Below are 19,554 nucleotides of genomic sequence, written 5' to 3'. Positions count from 1 at the left end.
ATGTTAGTATAGTTCTAGCAGAGCACTTTTTTGACTTCGTGTCTCCGCTCTCAGCTATTATCGAGGGATTTTGTTATGAAAGTATTCGTCACCGGCGGTTCAGGTTTTCTTGGGATTAACTTAATCAGATATCTGTTAAGGCATGGCTCCGAGGTCGTATCTTATGATATAGCTCCATTTGATTACCCCGAGGCGGACCAAATTACGTGGATACTCGGCGATATACGCAATCGCAACATGCTTGAGCCATCGATGCGGGGCTGCACACATGTTGTCCACTGCGCAGCCGCTCTGCCTCTATACAGCAAGGAAGATATATACTCAACCGATATCGACGGCACCAAAAGTGTTATGGAGATGGCTGTCACGCTCGGCCTTGAGCGGTCCGTCCAAATATCCTCTACGGCAGTATACGGCGTCCCGGACCACCATCCGATATATGAGACCGACAAACTCATCGGTGTTGGAGACTACGGTCAGGCCAAGATAGAGGCCGAAGCGGTGTGCGGTAATTATCGTTCCAAAGGAATGTGCGTGTCGATATTACGCCCCAAGTCGTTTATCGGTCCGGAGCGCCTGGGTGTATTTGCGCTGCTGTATGACTGGGCAAAAGATGGCAGGGGCTTTCCTCTTCTCGGTGACGGCAAGAACAGATATCAACTCCTGGATGTAGAGGACCTCTGCGATGCAATCTGGGCAGCCCTTACTCTGCCATGCGAGCAGGTAAATGATGTCTTCAACATCGGAGCGGCTGAGTTTGCGACGATGAAAGAGGACTTTCAGGCCGTGCTGGACTGTGCCGGTTTCGGCAAAAGGATCAAGTGTTTGCCGGCGGGCCCGGCGGTGGCAATCCTTAAGCTGCTGGAGAAGCTCAAGCTCTCTCCATTATATAAGTGGGTCTATGACACGGCCTCGACCGATTCTTTCGTCTCCATAGAAAAGGCGCAAAAAGTGCTCGGGTTCTCGCCCAAGTATTCCAATAAAGACGCTCTTATCCGCAACTACAAGTGGTATTTGGATAACTTGAGCAGCTTCGAACACACAAGCGGTATATCGCACCGCGTGCCATGGAGCCAGGGAATCCTTAAAATAGCGAAGATGTTTTTCTAGCATTGCGCTACCCTCACCGCCCGGAGAGGTAGAGGTCAGTCGGCGAAGGACGACTTTGTGCTCATATGATGGGTAAGGATCTCCGAATCCGGCTATTGCAGCAAAGGTTGTGGGGTTCGGAGACCCTGATTTGGCACTAAGGTGACGATTCGGAGATCGTCACCTATCAGAGTCGCCCTCCGGGTCCACAACCTTTTGTAACTCGTGCGTTAGCCCTGCAGTAGCAGGCCGCTGCTATTTCATTTCTCAATGAGCGATGCTATAATTAGGCAAATGAAGTCAAGCTAGCTCAAGGAGAAATGGTTTGCAACTCACGAAAAAAGATATTGAGAGTGTCGCTTATCTCTCCCGGTTGGAGCTTTCGGAAGAAGAAAAGGACAAGCTCACAGGGCATATAAACCGCCTGTTGGACAACTTCCAGACACTGCAGGAAATAAACACCGATGATGTCGAACCCACCTCGCATGTCATTCCAGTCTCAAATGTTTTCCGAAAGGATGAGGTAAAGCCCTCGCTTCCGGTGCAGGACGTGGTATCGAACGGACCAAAAGTGGCGGAGAACTGCTTTGTGGTGCCGAGAGTGGTGGAGACATAACTATGGCGGATAAACTTTACGAACTGACTGCGCACGAGATTGCCGGCCTGATCGCGAGCAAACAGATCAGCGCCGTTGAGGCAGCCGAGAGCTGTATTGAGAGAATAAACAGTGTAGAAGACCGGGTGAAGTCATACGTCACCACAACTGCCGAGCTTACTCTTGAGCAGGCCAGAGCAGTTGATGATGCGATTTCTCGCGGTGATAAGCTTGGTCCGCTGGCAGGCGTCCCCGGCGCGATTAAAGACAACATGAGCACTCGTGGAATCCTCACGACTTGCTCTTCAAAGATTTTATATAACTACAAGCCGGTCTACAACGCCACCGTGGTGGATCGCCTGGCCCAAGCAGGCGTCACTACACTGGGCAAGACCAACCTCGATGAGTTCGCAATGGGTTCTTCGACCGAGAACTCGGGCTTTTTTGTAACCCATAACCCATGGGATTTGAACAGGGTTCCCGGCGGCTCCAGTGGAGGGTCTGCTGCGGCTGTCGCGGCTGACGAATGCGCCTTCGCTCTCGGCTCGGATACCGGCGGCTCTATCAGGCAGCCCGCATCGTTCTGCGGAGTGGTAGGTATGAAGCCGACATATGGCCGCGTCTCACGATACGGGTTGGTCGCTTTCGCGTCCTCACTGGACCAGATCGGCCCGCTCACCAAGGATGTGACGGACTGTGCCCTGGTGCTGAACGCGATATCTGGCAAGGATGTCTGTGACTCCACCTCGCTCGACGTGGAGACTCCCGATTTCACCAAGTCGCTTGTGGAGGATGTCAAGGGTCTCAAAATAGGCGTTCCTAAGGAATTCTTTGGTAAAGGGACAGACCCCGATGTCGAGAAGGCGATTCGCGATGCTGTTGAGTTGCTAGACGGCCTTGGAGCAGAGCACAAAGAGGCCAGTATGCCCAGCGTGGCATATGGCCTGCCGGTCTACTATATAATTGCTCCCGCCGAGTGTTCATCCAACCTCGCCAGGTTCGACGGCGTGCGCTACGGCCTGAGAAGCAAGAAATCCAAAGACACCATCTCATTGTTCCAGCAGACCCGCGAAGAGGGTTTTGGCCCCGAGGTCAAGCAGAGAATAATGATCGGGACTTATGCCCTATCGGCAGGATATTACGATGCGTATTATCTGAAAGCGCAAAAGGTGCGCACGCTGTTGAGGCAGGATTTCGAGAAGGCCTTTGAGGAGTTCGATGTGCTGATCACACCTACGTCGCCTCAAGTCGCATTCGGGATAGGTGAACTGGCAGATGATCCGTTTGCTATGAAACTTGCTGATGTATGCACTATACCGGTGAACCTCGCGGGCATTCCCGCAATCTCAATACCATGCGGCTTTAAGGATGGAATGCCGATCGGTATGCAGATAATGGGTAAGGGTTTGGACGAAGAGACGCTTCTGCGCGTTGCGTATACATTCGAGTGTAATACGGATTATCATCGAAAGAAACCTTTGATTTGACAGTATATATCGCATAATAATATATTTGTGTATATTGCCGTGCGTAGTACCTGCAGTTGGCGGCAAAAGCAGGAGGCAAGCAGGCATGGAAGCCGCTGACATGAAACGACGCACGAAGTTATTTGCCCTGGGTGTCATCAAGACTGTTCAGGGTCTACCGCGCACTGCGGAGATGGGCGTTATCAGTAAACAGTTGATACGCTGTGGGACATCTGTAGGCGCGAACTATCGCAGCGCGTGTCTTGCGAGGTCGAAGGCGGATTTCGCGGCCAAGCTGGGCGTGGTAGCCGAAGAGGCTGATGAATCCTTGTATTGGATGGAGTTGTTGATCGAGGGTGGGGTATGCAGGCACGAGAACCTGCACTTTCTGATGCAGGAGGCGAGAGAGCTTACCTCAATAATGATTGCATCGATCAAAACAGCTCGCGCCACTCAGCCCAAATACTAAATATCAAGTCTTCATTTGCATGAGGTAACATGGAGTCTATCCATCAGTTTCGCCAACTCTACCGCGTTATGGGGCAGGTGGCAATTGTTGTTGCGATCTTTAATGTTGCAGTAACTCTATTTGGCCTTGCTGTGTTTTTTGCTGCAATCAGAAATGGCATGGCGCTACCTGGCTTGATATTATGGGTGATGGTGCTATGGGCTTGCTTATGTATTGCTATGATCATAGTATGCAGGCGTATCAGAAGTTATCGTGTAATGCTTTCGGATGACTGCATAATTGCAGGTAATACAGCAGTTGCCTGGAATCAGATACAGGACGTAGTTCATCATCCTTCTAAGCTTTGGCACATTGAGTTTCGTATTGTCACTAAAGGCGGCAAGAAGCTAGATATTCACCCATGGATAGAAAACGTTGAGCAGATTGAGAGTTTTGTCCAAAGCAAATTAAGCGGAAATGAAGGCGGGGCGTCGAGTGGGGGGAGTTTCCAACACCTATCACCCAGCACCTAACACCAGTGGGGTTTTTTATGGTTGAATACGAACCAGTCATAGGTATGGAGGTTCATATCGAACTCCAGACCAAAACAAAAATGTTCTGCGGATGCAAGGTAGAGTTTGGTGGTGACCCGAACACCCGCTGCTGCCCGGTCTGCCTGGGTCTACCGGGAAGCCTGCCGGTAGTCAATGAGCGCGCCATAGAGTTTATGGCCAAGGCAGCGCTGGCTCTGAACTGCGCCATCGCTCCTCAGTGCATATTCCATCGGAAGAACTATTACTACCCTGATATGCCCAAGAACTATCAGGTCTCGCAGTATGATAACCCGCTTGGCTCTAGTGGATATGTGGAGATATTCGCGGGCGGCAAACATAAGAAGATTGCTATCAGGCGAGTCCATATGGAAGAGGACGCGGGTAAGCTGTTGCATGTCGAGGGCGGCAAGACCCTGGTAGACTACAATCGCGCGGGCACTCCTTTAATGGAGATAGTCACCATGAACCCGCCTCCGCCCGGCTATGACCAGATCGAGTCTGCTGAAGAGGCCAGGGAATACCTGCAGCGGCTGCGCCAGATTGTGCTCTATCTTGGAGTCTCAGACGTCAAGATGGAGGAGGGGAGCATGCGCTGCGAGCCCAATATCTCCATCAAGCCCAAGGGCCAGGTCGAGTTCGGCACCAAGACAGAGATCAAAAACCTCAACTCATTCCGCGCGGTCTATATGGGTGTCGATTACGAGCTTAAACGGCAGGAGAAGGTACTGCGCCATGGTGACAAAGTGATTCAGGAAACCCGCCGATGGGACGATTCGCGCGGTGTTACCGCCACGATGCGCACCAAAGAGGTCGAGCAGGAGTATCGCTACTTCCCTGAACCCGACCTTGTCCCAATGATCTTCGGCGATGAGTGGGTCGAAAAACTGCGCTCCGAGCTGCCTGAGCTGCCTCTTGCCAAGGTTGAGCGGTTTGAAAAACAATACGGCCTTTCCGAATCGGACGCAGAGGTATTGGTCGAATCGCCCGAGCTGGCCAGTTTCTATGACGACTGCGCCAAGTGCTCGAAAGATCCGAAGGCCGTCGCGAACTGGGTCACAGGCGAGTTCCTTCGCCTTGTTAACGCAACCGGCATATCCATTGCCGACACGAAGCTGACGCCAGGGCACATCTGCGGCATGCTCGATCTAATTGACACGGGCACGATCAATCGCAACATTGCGAAGACTGTCTTTGAGGATATGTTTAACACAGGCAAGCAGGCAGTCGAGATAGTAAAAGAGAAGGCCCTGGAGCAGGTTACCGACACAGGCGCTATCGAAGCCGCGATAGATAAGGTCATTGCTGCTCACCCCAAGGAAGTCGAGCGCTTCAAGGGCGGCGAGGAGAAGCTTATCGGATTCTTCGTCGGCCAGGTAATGCGAGAGTCTAAAGGAAAAGCCAATCCGGGCGTTGTAAACAAGATATTGAAGGATAAGCTGCAGTCCTAGTGGAAAGTGGAGAGTGGAGAGCTGAGAGAGTCCGGATTCCCGCTTGGTACCAAAGATTATCAAAAGCTATAGCAAGCTAAGGTAGTAAAGATATACAGACAGGAAATCTGCGTCACCCTAATAACAGAGGTGGACTGACGACCGCCGACCGCCGACGGATTTCAACTTTTTGACTTTTTGACTTTCAAACTTTTTGACTGAGAGAACATATGAGATTCGGATGCTGTGCGAGCCTGGATGATATCCAGACCGTTCAGGATGCAGGATATGATTATATAGAGCTGCCGGTAAGCTTAGTCAAGGCGGAGTCACCCGATTCCGAGTTTGAGGAAACGCTTGAGCTCGTGCGGTCATATGAGATCGTTCCGGAGGTTTGGAACTCGCTGCTTCCGCCGGACATAAAAATCACCGGCCCGGAAGTGGACATATATCGTATCGAGCGATACATGCGCACGGCATTTCAGCGGGCCGAAGAACTTGGCGGCGAGGTTGTTGTCTTCAACAGCCCGGAGGCAAGAAATGTGCCCGAAGGCTTCTCATTTGAGGATGCGGCAGAGCAGATAATTGAATTCGTTACCCTTGCCGGGCGAATCGCCGGGACCCATGGAATCACGATTGCAATTCAACCGATAAACAGCGGTGAGTGCAATATAGTCAACAATCTGACTGAAGCCCTCCAGATTGTGCGCGCTGCCGACCACCCGTTTGTAAAGCTCGCAGCCGATCTCCATCAAATGCAGCAGGAGCAGGAGCCTCTCGATCATATAATCAAGGCGCGTGCCGAGATCGTTCATGTTTGCGTGGACGACTCTCCTCAGGCTGAATTTCTGGAAGTCCTCAAAGAGATCGGCTATAACGAACGCATATCAATCGACTGCTATGCTCCGGATGCTCCAAAGGCGCTGGCGGACATGCGTAAACTCTTCAGCGAAATCTTCTACTGAAATCCGTGTGCTGAGCTTGTAAACTGGGTAATCTCCTGCTAGAATTGTCCACTGGGAGCGGTTAGCCGCAGTATTTACGCCGCAAGGTAAGGTGACTTCAATGATGTTCAAGTCCTATGATGAGATGCTTGAGGAACTGGAGCGAGAGATGCGTCGAGTATCCGATGATATGTTGTTGCAGATGTTTAGAATATCCAGCACGTCCGGTGAGGTCTGGTCGCCGAGGGTGGATGTGTATGAGACTGCCGATGCGGTGGTTGTTAAAGTATGCGCCGCTGGCCTGGAGCCTGGTCAGATCGAGCTGTCGATATCAGGCGACGGCAAGTTTCTGACCCTGAGGGGTGTGCGTGTAGAGCTTGATGACGACAAGAGCCAGAGGATCAGATATCACCAGTTGGAGATATACTATGGCCCGTTCGAGCGTATTATCTCTCTGCCCGCCGAGGTCAAGTTTGACCGGAATAAGCTTACGGCCAACTATAAAGACGGATTTTTGAAAGTTACACTGCCAAAACTGGAGCAGTCGCAGCCTAAGCGGATAGAAATAGAAGAATAGTCTGGTTGCAATGGGCCGGTTAATTAGTGGAGGTTAGTTTTGGAGACTAAAATACTGGAAGCCGAAAGCTTGATAAGTCCTGAGGGCGAGGGAGTCGGCGGCCGTTCTATAGATACGCCGGAGGAGCTCAGTCTTCTTCCGATAAAAGACACAGTGCTCTTCCCGATGGTGGTTATGCCGCTTATCGTATCAAGAGAGAGCTCGATGAAGCTGGTGGACGACGCCGTGGTGAGCGAATCTCGTATGATCGCTCTTGCCACCTTGAAGGACCCAAATATAGAAGCCCCGCAATTTGCGGATATATATCCGGTGGGTGTTGTAGCGGCAATCCACACAATGCTCCGGCTCCCTGAGCATCAACGATTGATTGTCCAGGGTCTTAAGCGCATTCGGATGGTCGAGTGCATCCAGACTGAGCCTTATATACGGGTCAAGGTGGAGGAGATGCCCGATGTCATCGACTGGGCGGATGAAGAAGAGGTCGAGATTGAGGCCCTCAAGCGCAATGTCGGCACAGCATTTCAGAAAGTGGTTACTCTCTCGCCTAATTTGCCTGATGAACTGCAGGGCGTTGTGACCAGCATCACCAAACCGGGTGTCTTGGCAGATACTATAGCCCTGCATCTTCCGATTGAAATTGCCGAGAAGCAGGAACTGCTGGAGACGGTCGGGACCCGCGAAAGGCTCCACAAGCTCCTCGCTATACTTATGCGCGAGGTAGAAGTGCTCGAACTCGGAAGCAAGATTCAGTCCGAAGTCCACTCCGAGATGGGCAAGATGCAGCGCGAGTATTACCTGCGCGAGCAGATGAAGGCGATACAGAGAGAGCTTGGCGAAGGTGATGAACGAACAGCCGAGGTTGAAGAACTCCGCAAGAAGATCAGCGACTCCAAAATGCCTGAGGAGTCCGAGAAGGAAGCCTTAAGAGAACTCGACAGGCTCAGCCATATGTCTCCCGCGGCACCTGAATATACGGTCGCTCGGACATACATCGATTGGCTCATCAGCCTGCCGTGGGAGACCTACACAATCGATAACCTCGACATTCCGCTGGTCCACAAGATTCTCGACGAGGATCACTATGGCCTGGACAAAGTCAAGGACAGAATACTCGAATACCTTTCCGTGCGAAAGTTCAAACATGAGGGTGATATGCGCCACCCGATCCTGTGCTTCGCAGGACCTCCAGGAGTCGGCAAGACCTCTCTTGGCCGCTCGATAGCAAGGTCGCTGGGGCGGAAGTTTGTCCGAATGAGCTTGGGCGGAGTCCGCGATGAAGCCGAGATCAGGGGTCACCGCCGCACCTATATCGGCGCGCTCCCCGGCCAGATCATACAGTCTATCAAGCGCTCTGAGTCGCACAATCCCGTATTTATGCTGGATGAAATAGACAAGGTCGGAGCGGATTTTAGAGGCGATCCGTCCTCTGCGCTGCTTGAGGTGCTGGACCCGGAGCAGAACTCGACATTCAGAGACCATTATCTTGAAGTGACGTTCGACCTATCCAAGGTCATGTTTATAACTACCGCCAACGTGCTCGACACTATTCTGCCGCCTTTGCGCGACAGGATGGAGATCCTGGAGATAGCAGGCTATACAGAAGAAGAAAAACTCGAGATAGCCAAACGGCACCTGATCCCGAAGCAACTCAATGAGCACGGCCTTATCAAGAGCAAGCACATCTCGTTTACTAAAGATGGCATACTTGAGCTTGTTCGAGGTTACACGCGCGAAGCCGGCGTCAGAAACCTTGAAAGGCAGGTCGCCAGTATCTGCCGCAAGACCGCCCGGGAGTTTGCCGAGGGTCGCGAAAAGCCGGTGCGGGTAAACACCGCGCAGGTCCATGCGTATCTGGGTTCGCCCAGGTATACGTATGAAGAGCTTGCCGATAGGACAGACCAGCCGGGCGTAGCGGTTGGCCTTGCATGGACACCGGTCGGCGGCGACGTGCTCTTTGTCGAGGCCACCAGAATGGATGGCGGAAAGAACCTCATCACCACCGGCCAGTTGGGCGATGTGATGAAGGAGTCGGCGCAGGCTGCATTGAGCTATGTTCGCAGCCACTCCGAAGAGCTGGGAATTGCCACTGACTTTTATGCCAAGTCGGACATTCATCTGCATGTGCCGGCAGGCGCGATACCCAAGGACGGCCCGTCCGCGGGTGTCACTATGATTACTGCTATAGCGTCTCTTATGAGCGGTCGAAAAGTAAAGCCCCGCCTTGCGATGACGGGCGAGATCACTCTTCGCGGCAAGGTGCTCGCAATTGGCGGCCTGAAGGAGAAAGTCCTGGCGGCTAAGAGGGCGGGGGTCGAGACTGTGATCGTGCCCAAGGATAACCGCAAGGATATTGAAGAGGACGTGCCCGCAAACGTGCGTGAGAAGATGAGCTTTATATACGTCGATGACGTCTCACAGGTTCTGGATGAAGCTCTGGAGCCGAAGGCAAAGAAGCCGAAGCGGAGGCGATGAAAGGAACCACTGGCTGGCATCAAGCTTGTCTCGAAATTGATTATCCTCGTACGGGGATAATCAATTTCGAGTCTGAAGGTCAAGGAAACTTGGTTTCCTTGTGGAGTAAAGAGGCAAAGCCTCTTGCAGGGTTTGGGGCAGAGCCCCTAATAAATCCCTTAGAACTGAACACTTTCGGTGGACAGGTGGTTTTGCGTCAGCGCTGAGGTTTATCGCTCATACACATGGAGCAAATCTTTTTCTGTGCATCAAAGCCCACAACCATGTACATTTTGCCTTTTTCAAACTTGCAGTCCATATAAACGACATGAACCAAACCATGCTCATATTTGTCTTCTGAGTCTGTAATTTTATAGCTATTGAGCTGCCCGAACTGCTTGGTTACTTCTGACCACCCCTGCACCATTTGCTGAGGGTTGCACATTTTTTGTAAGCGCGGCTCATAGTCTCTGACTAAATTCTCATAATCTCTTGCTTCAAATGATTTGATAACATTGATTGCTTTATCCGCATACATTTTAGTCTCATCAGGGTTCTCAGGTTTGCCTTCAAAGTTCACATAGCTTATCTGCTTTTGCGGGCCAAAGTCAACGACCGTGCGCATCGTGCCTTTCTCGAACCTGCACGTGATACATACACTGTAAGCTACATCTCGCTCCTCATACTCATCCTCGGCGTTCAAAATCTCGCAGCTTTTGAAAGGACCCCACGTTTTTTCTATTTGCAGCCATTCATCGCCGAACTGCCGCGGGTCGATATCTTCTTTTGCATTTGCGGTAAAGTCCTTGATGGCGTCTTTGTAATCGCCTGAATCCAGCGATTTCACGACATTGAGCGCTTTTGCCGCATACATTTTGGCTTCGGGGCTGCCGGAGTTGCCGTGATTATAGCGTTTGCCTTGGAGGCAGACCAGCCCGACCGCGGCAATCAGCAAAATGCAGACAGACGCGATGATTGCAACTCTCTTTTTCTTTGTCATTGGTTCCTCCTGACATGGAGCGGGTCCCAGTCTCCGCTGCGCAGTTCGGTGATAACAGTCTCATACTTCTGCCATTGGGCATGTTGATCGCAAAACAATACGCATGTTCCTCCATTGTGCATTCTGCCTGGCCGGTTTGCGCCTTCTCCGCCGTCTGTCCAGCCGAACCAGTAGAAGTCACCATCGTCAATGGAGTCTCTATCTTCGTGAACGAGAAGCCCGACTTTGCTTTGGGAAGCTGCCATATTGCTTGCCGTACGGTAATCGGCAATATTGTTCATACTGTAGCTGAGCGGATAATTCATCCCATTCCCATAGCTGATACTTGTTGCTCTAACGCCTTTGTCGCTCGGGCAGAGATAGACATCGACATTCCTGACATATTGAAAAATTTGACCTGACTTGGGATCGCATTTGCCGTTTACCTGGTCCACTCCAGCCCAGTTGCCGGATGGGTTGCCGTATCCGCCGGTTTCTAATCTGGCAATCGGGTAATGGTTCCACTCGTCTGCATACATAGTCATGCCTTTTCCCAACTGGTGCAGGTTATTCAGGCAGGCTGTCACTTTTCCTTTCTCCTTGGCTGCAAAGAAAACCGGGAATAATATGGCCGCCAGAATTGCGATAATGCCGATTACCACGAGCAGTTCAATAATAGTAAAACCGGTAAGTCTTTTCATCACAGAGTCTCCATAGTATCTCTCGTAGTAGGATGCATACATACATATAGACGCTGCCGGGCGTGAATTGTTGAATGATTTTGTACAAATTAAATATGTGGCTGAATGCGGGGTTACTTTATTACTGTTTTAACAGAGAGAGAACCTCTTCGTCTGTGAGATCATGCCATTTGAGGTAAAAATCGGCCACGGCGAACGGAACCGATGGGCTTACTATCTCAAAGATGCACTCATCTGCTGCGTCTTGAATCATGGCGGCGGCCGACCGCGAGGCAACGGGCGCTGCGGCAATTATCAAGGATGCATTCTGAGCGCGGAGTGATTTTATTGCTGCCAGCATTGTATATCCGCTTGCCAGGCCGTCATCTATTACAACGACGGTCCTGTGTGAAATATTGGTCGGCAGCCGGGCGCTGGAGTAGAGTTTTGCCCTGCGCGCAGCCTCGGCTTTCTGCTGTGAAATAACGGAGTTGATTTCCTTTGTGGTTAGGCGAAGCCCCTGGAGAATCTGCTCATTGAGCGCCACACAGCCGTCTGTCGTGACAGCGCCGAATCCTGCTTCAGGGTTGGATGGTATCGGCAGTTTTCGAGCGACTATTATGTTCCATTCGAGCTGTAGACGGCGGGCGGCGGCGGCGGCAACCGGCACTCCGCCGCGTGGTATCGCCAGAAGCACTGCGCTGGTGCTGCGGTATTGACTGAGTCTTTTTGCGAGGTGTCTGCCCGCCTCGTTTCTGTCCTCGAATAGATCGTGCATGCTATCAGCCCCTGCGCGAGCGCGCATCATCCAGCAATCTAGTCACTCCAGCATCCTCAAACAAATCGTGCATGCTATCAGTCCCTGCGCGAGCGCGCATCATCCAGCAATCTAATCACTTCGGCATCAGAGACTTGTTCAAACTCATTATACCAGTAACCGACGGCCATAAACGGGAAAGGCATTTTCAAGCATATCAGTTCGTCAACGTAAGGTCTCAACATCTCGACAGAGTCAGGCGGCCCTACAGGCACGGCGAGTATGATCTTAGCCGCCTTGAGATTTCGCGCGGCAAGCACTGCGGCGCGTGTCGTGTATCCCGTCGCTATTCCATCATCGACAACTATCACCGTGCGTCCCGCGATATTGGGCGGCTGGGTCGTTCCTCGATATGCGACCAGCCTCCTGCCTACTTCGGAGAGCTGTTCTTTTACTTCACGTTCGATATACTCGTCACTTACGCCGATCATTGCGATAGAACGAGCATCGAGGAGGCGCTCATGGTCGCCCCAACTCGCGACAGCGCCAATAGCCAGTTCAGGCTGACCCGGCGCTCGCAGCTTGCGCGGTACGATCACATCCAGTTCCCAATCGAATGCGCATGCCACTTCGTATGCAGTAACTACACCTCCGCGCGGTATGGCGAGCACAATACAGTCCGTGCCCCGGAGATGTTCCAATGCGGCTGCCAGAGCCCTACCTGCCTGATTTCTGTTTTCAAATGGTTCTATCAATGCACTCACCTCACTTCGGTTTACCCTCAATACTTATTCGATTATTGCTCACTTGCCTGCCTGCAATGGATGAAGTATAATCTGCACGACGACTTGGGCGAAACTCGGTTTCTGGAAAGGAGCAATTATATGGGTCACCGAGTTTTGGTTGTCGAGAACGGGACAGATGCCGCATCGGAGATCCGGTCTATTGTCGAAAACGCGGGGCATGAAGTAGTCGGTATGGCCGGGTGCGGCGAACATGCTTTTGACCTTGCAGGCGAGACGCATCCTGATATGGCTCTTGTGGCTATGGAATTGTCGGGGATTGATGGCATTGAGACTACTCGCCGCTTGATCGAGCAGGGCGTCGGGGCTGTTATAATTTTATCGTCGCATGCGGATGAGCAATTGATAAAGGGTGCTGCCCTGGCGGGAGCGTTTACATATCTGCTCAAGCCTGCCGATCCGGAAAGTATTTGCGCCAATATCGAGCTTGCAGCCGCTAGAGCCTCCGAGCTTTCAGTCTTAAAAAAAGAGGTTGAGGACGTCAGAACCGCATTGGAGACCAGAAAGCTCTCCGAGCGCGCCAAGCATATACTTATGTCAAGGCTTTCTCTGAATGAAGAGGACGCATTCACTCATCTCAAGCACAAATGCCGTAACCAAAATAAAACAATGCGTCAGGTTGCCGATGACATTATTCTCGCGGATGATGTATTCTTGCGCGCGGTTGAAAAGGAGCCGCCGAAAAAGGGGCAGTAAGAACATATGGCGTAAGTGGAAAGCTTGAGTCGGTCCACTATCAGCTTCGCTGCGTCATGAGTATAGGCAGCAGGCAGCAATCGTATTGCCCGCTGCCTATGTTGTTTGCGCATCAGGCAAGCTCTATACTGCTCAGTGTTCGCTGCAGATACTCTTTGTACCTCTCAGGTGAATCTGCAAGCGCTGCGTCGACTGTTCTGGGATAACTGATTTTGCAGCAGACCGGACAGTAATAGGATGTAACTCCGCGCGTTCCGGGGACGATTTTTGCGAAATCCCTGCACTTCGGGTTTTCGCAGCCAATCACGTCAATTAAAGCGACCAGCATGGTAATCAACTCCTCATGTGTGTTCTTCCGTGAGCCAAGCACTTTGCCGACTGTATGCGCTACCGGTTTTGCGCGATGATTTTTATATATAGAGCCGATTGCAGGGCAATCGCATCAAATGCAATCACGATAGTAAGAAAACACGAAAGGCTGCCTTCCGCAGGTTGAACTCTTATCTGAAAATGCGACAAATCTCGAGTCTGCGGGACTCTGCAATTTTCGTGCTTTCTCCGTTTCGTGTTTTCGTGATAGATATCAAGATGCGATCACCTGGAGCCTATTGTTGACGTACATCTTTTGCAGGACTAGAATTTGACCTGTCATATTCTCTTTTCAGGGGGCTGTCGTGTCCAAGATATCACGTGTTTTGATATGTATCACTGTATCGATCTTCATCTGCCTTTCTGTTGCCGGCTATGCGGACAACAAAGCCGATGCTCAAAAGCACTTCAATATTGCTCTCAAGCTCCAGCAGTCGGGAAAGCCGGACCAGGCGCTGGCCGAATATCGCGCCGTGCTGAAACTGGCTCCGAACTGGGCTCCTGTGCTCAATAACATGGGCGTCATTTATATTCAGCAGAACAAGTGGAGCAATGCGCAGTCCGCATTCGAGCGCGCATTAGCCAAGGACCCGAAAAATTTATTTGCTCTGGAGCGACTTACCAGTGTGCTGATCGAGTGCAATAAAAATCAGGAAGCGCTCAAATACGCCCGGAAGCTGCTGGGCCAAAAGCCCAAGGATGCGCATGCCAGATATCTTTTTGGGGTTGTAAACCTTAAGCTGGGTAAGTATGAGCCTGCAGTTGATGCTCTAAAGTCAACGCTCCATGTCGATCCAAAAAACGAAGGCGCAATGTTTAACCTGGGCTTCGCATATATGAAGCTCAATAAGTATGGCGATGCTCTGGAGACGATGGAGCGCCTCGCGGTTTTGGACCCAAAGAATGCTCAGGCAAAAGCTATTGCGGCTTATTCGGCTGAAAAGATAGGTGACAAGTCCAGGGCTATCGAGCTGTATGAGAGCGCATCAAAACTGCCTGAGACAAAAGTCCCCGCACTCCTGTCGCTTGCCCGACTATACGGCACTTCCGATAAAGAGGCTAAGGCAATAGATGCGCTTGAAAGGGTGCTCAAGGTTGACAAATACAACTACCAGGCCAATCTCGATATCGGCACTCTCGACTATACAAAAGGCAAATATAAGGAAGCGGAAGAAAAGTTTAAGGCTGCCCTCAAATCCCGCCCTGCTGACGCTGTCGCGAATATAAGGCTTGCATTGACTCAGGTCAATCTGAAAAAGCCGGACCAGGCTCTCAAAACCGCAAGTTCGGCGCTCACTGCCAGTCCGAAAGACAAGCAGGCTTTGGAAGTATACGCCTATGTGCAGGAGAGCAATAAGAAGCTCGATGGCGCAATCGACACCTGCCGTAAATGGGAAAAGCTCTATCCCAAAGACTCGACTCCGAATGTAAGGATGGCGAATATATATGTGTTCCAGGGCAAGAAGAGCGAGGCCAGTGCGCAGTATGAAAAAGCCCTGAAGAAATCTCCCGAGGACCTGACGATAATAAACGGCTACGCTGATCTGCTTGCCCGCAACGGTGTTTACGACAAGGCGTATGCGCAGTATCAGTCTGCGCTGAAGATCAAGCCGAAAGATGTCGATACGATGGTCAAAGCGGCGGTCTGCCTGCGCAATCAGGATAAGACCGATGACGCAACAGCTCTACTGCAAAAAGCGATCGACACTGAGCCGAAAAACGAGATACCGTATAACGCTCTCGCCGACCTGTATCGGTCCAAAAACAAGCCGGACCAGGCGATTGAGCAGTATAAGAAAGTTCTGGAGTTTGCTCCGAAATCGGTCAATGCGCTGTATTCTCTTGCGCGTTTGTACGACACTGGAAAGAATTACGAATCCGAGATAGCCATGTACAGGCAGCTTTCAGATATCGACGCAAGCTACAAAGACCGGATACCGGGGATATATGACAAATGGGGCAAGATAGATGAGGCCATAGCCGAAGCCCAAAAGCTGGTGGACTCGGATACAAAGAAACCTGACTACCATATTTCGCTTGCGCAGCTTCTGGAGAAGAAAGGCGATAAAAAGGCTGCTCTTGAGCAATACGTCGAGGTCGCGAAGTCCGACGATGCGGGTTACAAGGCGTATGCATACGGGCAGATAGGCAATCTCCAGGAGCAGATCGGCGATACTGACGCTGCAATTGCCTCCTATAAGAGCGCTGTTGATGCCAGGCCGTCCGCGACCGCGCCACTGGACGCTCTCGCCAAGATTTACGATACACGCCAGAAAAACGGAGAATATCTGGATTACCTGAAATCGATAGTCGAATCGGGCAAGAACGATGCCCCTTACGGCTATTATATGAGCGCGCTTAAGAAGGCTGGCAAAGCAGATGAGGCAATAAAGACTCTTTCGGAACTTGCAGTTAAGAATCCGGACAACACCCAACTGGTCATGGTCCTCGGGTTGGCTTACGCCGAATTAAACCAAAATGACAAGGCCATTGAGCAGTTCAAAAAAGTCCTCGCCAAAAAGCCCGATGATCCGACGGCCAATCGCAAACTGGGTGACCTGTACAAGTCTATGAGCCGCGATCAGGACGCCATCGATTGTTATGCAATAGTTGTCAAGAACATGCCCTTCGACCGGGACGCGGTGCTCAATCTGGCCGGTCTCCAGGAAAAGACCGGCAGGTCATCAGCCGCGCTAAAAACTTACAAAGACTACCTCAAGTTTGATCCCGCGAACCAGGAGATCAAGTCCAAGGTCAGACAACTCGAGTCGGGCACACCCTGATTTAGTATTTGATAAATTGTATTGATTATTGGTTGTGTGTTTTGGGGTGCAGGCATGTTCCTGCACCCCAAATCTCAAATAACCACTACCAAATATTAGATCAAAAAACACGCAGCATTACCAGGATTACCGGCTTTCCCTTCACGGAACAACGCATTAGCAGGCCGACAGCCTTCGGGGCCTGCCAGCCAAACGTTTTGTGGGGAACAAGCCAATGCAACGCATACTCATTGCAGCCATATTGTGTCTGCTGGTGCTGCCGGTGCAGGTATTTTCAGTAGGTTTACCTCCTGGAACTCAAATCGAACTGCAAGCCACCGGCCAGTATACCGACGTGTACGACGAAGACCAGACCGCGACTCCCGCCACGTTGACTCTCACAGTGGTGCAGATTGCAGGCGCTTCAATCAATTGGAATGCCTCTCCGGATACGGCAACGGCTGGTGAATACATATATTTCCCGATAAAAATTATCAACACCGGCAACTACAGCGACAGCTTTGCTTTGACAGCGGTTTCCGAACATGCCTGGAACACGGCTATTATTTATGACGACAACAATAACGGTATCCATGAAAGTGATGAGGAGTGGGAGATCACAAATACGTCTGCCGTGGGTCCCATAGTCGCCGATGGATATTGCCCCTGTTTTTTGAGAGTTCTGATTCCCAAGGATGCCACCCAGTCGGACAAAGTAACCGTAACGGCGATATCGGGATATAATGCGGCGCAGGGCACTGCGAGCGCGGCTGTTGATGTGCCGGAGCCGAATATGAAGTCCACAAAGATCACGGCTTCGGCTAACCCGGATTCGCCTTATGTCGGTCAGGATGTCACCATATCCGGCACACTGCAGCCGGCCATGGCCAAAGAGCTTTCAGTATATATCGCATCTCCGGACGGCACAAGCATTACTTCAACACTGCAGACCGGCGATGACGGTTCTTTTCAGAGTAAATTCAATGCGGCCAAGGTCGGCACATACGATGTTCAAATATCATTTGATGGAGATGACAATTACATAGCAACCGATTATTCTCTGAGTGTTGCTGTTCAAGATAAGACAGCAAGCTCGATAGAACTCGTCTGCTCTCCTTCCGCTCCTACGCTGGGTGACAGTGTCACCATAACCGGCACGCTCTCGCCTGCAATCGAGGCAGCAGGTATTGACCTTACGTGCACAATGCCCAGCGGAAGCTCAACGCTACATAAGCTGGTCACTTCTGCCGACGGTAAGTTTACTTGGACTACAACTATCGACGCGGTCGGCACATGGTATTTCCAGGCAGTCTATGCTGGTGATGAGACGACTGCGCCTGTCACGAAGTTGCTCGCGGTAGTAGCTACTGATTCTGCTTCAGCACATACGATTACAATTGATTCGGGTCCTGCGTTGAATCCGTCTGATGTGGATTCCGGGTCTTCAGTCCAGTGCTCTGTCAGCGCGACCGACTCGCTTGGTTCAGCCATTACTTACCATTGGTCCGACGGCGATGCAGGTGGCACATTTGCTCCCAGCGCCGATGATCAAAATCCTATTTACGTTGCTCCGGTAAACGACTCGGGCAAGGATATGCCGGTCACGTTGACCTGCACTGCGACAAGTGGGAGCGACGACAAGATAAGCGCCTCCAAGTCCGTGCAACTCACCGTGCATTCGCCTGATATAACGCCGCCGGAGGTTGTTTCAATGACGCCGGTTTCCGGCGCGGAATGTGTGGCTGCAAATGCGAATATCGTGATAACGTTCAGTGAAGCCATGAATCCCGAGTCGACTCAAGCGGCTATTAGTATTACTCCTGCTGTGGACTCTATGCTGTATACCTGGAGTACGGACAACAAGGTCGTAACTATCAGCCATACCGATTTCGCATCCGACAGTGATTACGCATGTTCGATTGCAGCCGGAGCCCTGGATGCAAACGGAAATGCAACGGCCGGGGGATATACCTGGGCATTTGGCACTGTGACGGCTGCGTCATTCGATCCGGCTCAGATGACGGTTGAGGTATACAAAGAGTTTACTACTCCTCATATTTTGCTGGCTGATGCGCAGGCGACCACATATACGGCATTGATACACGTGCCTGAGAATTTCAACGTGAATGATTCGGTGGCGGACGGCAGCCTGGCGTGCGTTGAGGCAGGCGATGATGTCTCGTCGCTCACGAGCAGTTGGGACGCGACCAGCCGAATCATAACCATAAACGTCGAGGTGTCGAACCCGTCCGCATCGGCAGAGATAGTGAAGTCTATCAGCCTGACGGCTCCCGGCGAGACCGGTTCGGCTCAAATCACGGTCAACGGCTGCATCGGTTTGGATATTAATATAGAGCCTCCGCTTCCCGGCGATTTCAATGGCGATCATGCAGTCAATATCACCGACGCTGCAGCTTTTGTGCAGGAATGGCTTCGCTGGCATTCAACGACAACTCCTGTGTGGGCGGATGCCGTGGATGGTCCGTTCGACCTCGCGCCGCACACCGAAGGCACGTGGCCCAACTGGACCGCCGTTGGAGACGGGTGCATAGATATTCAGGATGCCGCAGCATTTGTAGACTGCTGGGTGGGCGCGCATACATCCGGCGAGGTTTCGTCGGCGGGGTATGTTCCAGCGATTGTCTGCCGGTATGACGCCGTGAGTTCACACAGTGGAAATGAGATATCCGTAGTTGTAGAAAATGCGCCGGGCGGAGTGTTCGAGACTTCCATTGGAATACCTGACGGCTCACGTTTTTATCCTGTATTGGACGGCGGCGGAAATCTGAGAAATGTTGTTCGCTGCGCAGGCGCGGGCGCGCTGTTCTTCAGTGAATATGACAAATCTACAAGAACAGTTCATATTACGGGCAGTGTAACCGGAGCGCCTCCATATCTGGTGGCTGCGATTCGGACAAATAATTGATGACCGAGCGATGTCCCTCCTTGACTTGCGT

The 19,554-nt window shown here is 51.6% G+C and carries 17 protein-coding genes; 12 read left to right on the top strand and 5 right to left on the bottom strand.

Annotated features, from left to right (window positions below; genetic code table 11):
- Positions 1–75 precede the first annotated feature (75 nt).
- The 9 genes from ABFD83_01995 (at position 76) to lon (ending at position 9,572) form a co-directional block, all read left to right on the top strand.
- A complete protein-coding gene (locus tag ABFD83_01995; protein ID MEN6355837.1) occupies positions 76–1,110 on the top strand; it encodes an NAD-dependent epimerase/dehydratase family protein in 1,035 nt (344 codons plus the stop codon).
- A gap of 304 nt (positions 1,111–1,414) precedes the next feature.
- A complete protein-coding gene (gene gatC / locus ABFD83_01990; GenBank protein ID MEN6355836.1) occupies positions 1,415–1,705 on the top strand; it encodes an Asp-tRNA(Asn)/Glu-tRNA(Gln) amidotransferase subunit GatC in 291 nt (96 codons plus the stop codon).
- A gap of 2 nt (positions 1,706–1,707) precedes the next feature.
- The gene (gene gatA / locus ABFD83_01985; protein MEN6355835.1) at positions 1,708–3,171 is read left to right on the top strand and encodes an Asp-tRNA(Asn)/Glu-tRNA(Gln) amidotransferase subunit GatA; all 1,464 of its coding nucleotides are present in this window, start codon (positions 1,708–1,710) and stop codon (positions 3,169–3,171) included.
- Positions 3,172–3,256: 85 nt separating this feature from the next.
- On the top strand, positions 3,257–3,619 hold the full coding sequence (locus ABFD83_01980) for a four helix bundle protein (protein ID MEN6355834.1): 363 nt from the start codon (positions 3,257–3,259) through the stop codon (positions 3,617–3,619).
- 29 nt (positions 3,620–3,648) lie between these two features.
- Positions 3,649–4,131, top strand: a complete 483-nt coding sequence (locus tag ABFD83_01975) for a hypothetical protein (protein ID MEN6355833.1) — start codon at positions 3,649–3,651, stop codon at positions 4,129–4,131.
- Between the two features lie 17 nt (positions 4,132–4,148).
- Complete coding sequence (gene gatB / locus ABFD83_01970; GenBank protein ID MEN6355832.1) at positions 4,149–5,600, top strand: Asp-tRNA(Asn)/Glu-tRNA(Gln) amidotransferase subunit GatB; 1,452 nt, start codon at positions 4,149–4,151, stop codon at positions 5,598–5,600.
- Positions 5,601–5,809: 209 nt separating this feature from the next.
- Positions 5,810–6,544, top strand: a complete 735-nt coding sequence (locus ABFD83_01965; protein ID MEN6355831.1) for a sugar phosphate isomerase/epimerase family protein — start codon at positions 5,810–5,812, stop codon at positions 6,542–6,544.
- A gap of 100 nt (positions 6,545–6,644) precedes the next feature.
- Entirely contained in the window at positions 6,645–7,100 is a 456-nt protein-coding gene (locus ABFD83_01960) for an Hsp20/alpha crystallin family protein (protein ID MEN6355830.1), read from the top strand.
- Positions 7,101–7,139: 39 nt separating this feature from the next.
- Entirely contained in the window at positions 7,140–9,572 is a 2,433-nt protein-coding gene (gene lon / locus ABFD83_01955) for an endopeptidase La (protein ID MEN6355829.1), read from the top strand.
- Between the two features lie 196 nt (positions 9,573–9,768).
- Here lon and ABFD83_01950 read toward each other — a convergent pair whose 3' ends face one another.
- The 4 genes from ABFD83_01950 to ABFD83_01935 form a co-directional block, all read right to left on the bottom strand.
- On the bottom strand, positions 9,769–10,551 hold the full coding sequence (locus ABFD83_01950; protein ID MEN6355828.1) for a DUF3887 domain-containing protein: 783 nt from the start codon (positions 10,549–10,551) through the stop codon (positions 9,769–9,771).
- The gene (locus ABFD83_01945) at positions 10,548–11,231 is read right to left on the bottom strand and encodes a DUF1559 domain-containing protein (protein ID MEN6355827.1); all 684 of its coding nucleotides are present in this window, start codon (positions 11,229–11,231) and stop codon (positions 10,548–10,550) included. Before ABFD83_01945 ends, ABFD83_01950 begins: the two co-directional genes overlap by 4 nt.
- A 121-nt stretch (positions 11,232–11,352) precedes the next feature.
- Entirely contained in the window at positions 11,353–11,988 is a 636-nt protein-coding gene (locus ABFD83_01940; protein MEN6355826.1) for a phosphoribosyltransferase family protein, read from the bottom strand.
- Between the two features lie 77 nt (positions 11,989–12,065).
- Positions 12,066–12,722, bottom strand: a complete 657-nt coding sequence (locus tag ABFD83_01935) for a phosphoribosyltransferase (protein MEN6355825.1) — start codon at positions 12,720–12,722, stop codon at positions 12,066–12,068.
- A 129-nt stretch (positions 12,723–12,851) separates the two neighbouring features.
- Here ABFD83_01935 and ABFD83_01930 point away from each other — a divergent pair, with 129 nt between their 5' ends.
- Positions 12,852–13,466 carry a response regulator gene (locus tag ABFD83_01930; GenBank protein MEN6355824.1) on the top strand — a complete coding sequence of 205 codons (615 nt, stop codon included), beginning with the start codon at positions 12,852–12,854 and terminating at the stop codon, positions 13,464–13,466.
- Between the two features lie 112 nt (positions 13,467–13,578).
- Here the strand turns inward: ABFD83_01930 and ABFD83_01925 are convergent, their stop codons facing one another.
- Positions 13,579–13,794 (bottom strand): hypothetical protein, encoded by a 216-nt coding sequence (locus ABFD83_01925; GenBank protein ID MEN6355823.1) that lies wholly within the window; start codon positions 13,792–13,794, stop codon positions 13,579–13,581.
- A gap of 346 nt (positions 13,795–14,140) precedes the next feature.
- Here ABFD83_01925 and ABFD83_01920 point away from each other — a divergent pair, with 346 nt between their 5' ends.
- Both ABFD83_01920 and ABFD83_01915 read left to right on the top strand, forming a co-directional pair.
- Positions 14,141–16,618, top strand: a complete 2,478-nt coding sequence (locus tag ABFD83_01920; protein MEN6355822.1) for a tetratricopeptide repeat protein — start codon at positions 14,141–14,143, stop codon at positions 16,616–16,618.
- A 214-nt stretch (positions 16,619–16,832) separates the two neighbouring features.
- Positions 16,833–19,523 carry an Ig-like domain-containing protein gene (locus tag ABFD83_01915; protein ID MEN6355821.1) on the top strand — a complete coding sequence of 897 codons (2,691 nt, stop codon included), beginning with the start codon at positions 16,833–16,835 and terminating at the stop codon, positions 19,521–19,523.
- Positions 19,524–19,554 lie beyond the last annotated feature (31 nt).

It is taken from the genome of Armatimonadota bacterium, assembly GCA_039679645.1.
Lineage (GTDB): Bacteria > Armatimonadota > UBA5829 > UBA5829 > UBA5829 > UBA5829.
The sequence above is the reverse complement of the archived record's forward strand: the minus strand, read 5'-3'. Positions and strand labels throughout refer to the sequence as shown.